The sequence below is a fragment of the Streptomyces sp. ICN903 genome, assembly GCF_022015835.1.
Lineage (GTDB): Bacteria > Actinomycetota > Actinomycetes > Streptomycetales > Streptomycetaceae > Streptomyces > Streptomyces fenghuangensis.
In genome coordinates this window covers 1-2,234 of the sequence record NZ_JAKMAY010000508.1, presented here as the reverse complement: position 1 = coordinate 2,234, position 2,234 = coordinate 1, and the positions used below count along the sequence as shown (strand labels likewise).

Sequence of the window (2,234 nt, the reverse complement as noted above, 5' to 3'; positions counted from 1 at the left end):
CGGTCCCCCACCCCCTGCGCGTCGGACTGATCGGTTACGGCCTGGCCGGCTCCGTCTTCCACGCGCCGCTGATCGCCGCCACCGACGGCCTCGTGCTGGACACCGTCGTCACCTCCTCCCCCGAGCGGCGGCGGCAGGCCCGTGCCGAGCACGGCGAGGAGCTGCGCACCGCCGCCAGTGCCGGCGAACTGTTCGCGCGCGCCGGCGAACTCGACCTCGTCGTCGTCGCCTCCCCCAACCGCACCCACGTCGAGCTGGCCACCCGGGCGCTGGAAGCCGGACTGGCCGTCGTCGTCGACAAGCCACTGGCGGCCGGCGCCGCCGAGGCCGAGGCACTGGCCGGCCTCGCCGAGCGCCGCGGACTGCTGCTGTCGGTATTCCAGAACCGCCGCTGGGACAGCGACTTCCTCACCCTGCGCGGCCTGCTGGCCGAGGACGCGCTGGGCGAGGTGTGGCGCTTCGAGTCCCGCTTCGAGCGGTGGCGCCCGAACCTCAAGGGCGGCTGGCGCGAGTCCGGCGACCCCGCCGAGCTCGGCGGACTGCTGTACGACCTGGGCAGCCATGTGGTGGACCAGGCGCTCACCCTCTTCGGCCCGGCGGTCTCCGTCTACGCCGAGTCCGACGCGCGCCGCCCCGGCGCCGAGGCCGACGACGACACCTTCATCGCCCTCCACCACGCCTCGGGCACCCGCTCCCACCTGTGGGTCAGCTCCACCGCCGCCGCCCTCGGCCCCCGCTTCCGGGTGCTGGGCAGCCGGGCCGCCTACGTCAAGTACGGTCTCGACCCCCAGGAGGACGCCCTGCGCGCCGGCGCCCGCCCCGCGCCGGGCGAGCCCTGGGGCGCGGAGGCCGAGTCCGCCTGGGGCACCCTGGGCGCGGCGGACGACGTACGGCCCGTGCCCTCCCGGAACGGCGACTACCCCGCCTACTACGCCGCCGTCGCCGCCGCCCTGCGCGAGGGGGGCGAGCCCCCGGTCACCGCGCGGGAGGCGGCCGAGGCGCTGCGGGTGCTGGAGGCGGCCCGCACCTCGGCGGCCGAGGGCCGCACCGTACGGCTCGGCTGACGGGGCGGGCGGGACGGCGCGGTGGGGGCTCGGCCTCAGCCGCCCAGCGCGTGGGCGACGGTGTGGATCGCCAGACCCGCCAGCGCGCCCACCACCGTGCCGTTGATCCGGATGAACTGCAGGTCGCGGCCGATGTGCGCCTCGATCTTGCGGGAGGTGTGCTCGGCGTCCCAGCTCTCGACCGTCTCGGTGATCAGGGAGGTGATCTCGCCCCGGTAGGTGGTGACGACGTGCGAGGCCGCCCCCTCGATCCAGCCGTCGACCTTGTCCCGCAGCCCGCCGTCCCCCGACAGCTTCGCGCCCAGCGACAGCAGTGAGGCGCGCGCCCGCAGCCTCAGCTGGCTGCGCTCGTCCTCGGCCGCCGCCACCACCATGGACCGCACCGCCGACCAGGCCGAGGAGATCAGCTCCTGCACCTCGTCGCGGTCCAGGATCTCCGACTTCAGCCGCTCCACCCGCGCCCGGGTCTCGTCGTCGGACTGCAGGTCGGCGGCGAAGTCCCGCAGGAAGCGGTCCAGCGCCTCGCGCGCCGGGTGGTCGGGCATGTCCCGCATCTCCGAGACGAAGCGCAGCAACTCCCGGTAGACGCGCTCGCCGACCTTGCGGTCCACGAAGCGCGGCGTCCACCCCGGCGCCCCGCCCGCCACCGCGTCCATCACCGAGTCGCTGTGCCACACCAGCCAGTCGTGGGCCCGCGAGACCACCAGGTCCACGACCCGGGTGTGGCCGCCGTCGGCGACGATCCGCGACAGCATCCGGCCCAGCCCCGGCGCGATCTCCTGCGCGTGGGCGCGCCGGGTGATCGCCTCGCCCACCACCGCCTGCACATCGTTGTCCCGCAGCACGGCCAGCGCCCCGCGCAGCGCGGTGGACAGCTCGGCCGTCACCCGGTCGGCGTTGGCCGGCCTGGCCAGCCAGGCGCCCAGCCGGCCGCCGATGCCCACCGAGCGCAGCTTCCGCCGCACCACCTCCTTCGACAGGAAGTTCTCACCGACGAAGTCGCCCAGGCTGCGCCCCAGTTGGTCCTTCTTGTTCGGGATGATCGCGGTGTGCGGGATCGGCAGCCCCATCGGATGCTTGAACAGCGCGGTCACCGCGAACCAGTCGGCCAGCGCGCCCACCATCCCCGCCTCGGCGGCGGCCGCCACATAGCCGGCCCAGGCTCCCGCC

At 75.2% G+C, this 2,234-nt stretch carries 2 protein-coding genes; one reads left to right on the top strand and one right to left on the bottom strand.

The window, feature by feature from the left end; genetic code table 11:
* The first annotated feature begins 14 nt into the window (after positions 1–14).
* Positions 15–1,064: a Gfo/Idh/MocA family oxidoreductase gene (locus L7D48_RS28315; RefSeq protein ID WP_237883878.1), complete on the top strand. Its 1,050-nt coding sequence runs from the start codon at positions 15–17 to the stop codon at positions 1,062–1,064.
* A gap of 35 nt (positions 1,065–1,099) precedes the next feature.
* Here L7D48_RS28315 and L7D48_RS28310 read toward each other — a convergent pair.
* Positions 1,100–2,234 (bottom strand): DUF445 domain-containing protein (locus L7D48_RS28310; protein ID WP_237883876.1); only part of this gene is annotated, 1,135 nt, incomplete at its 5' end.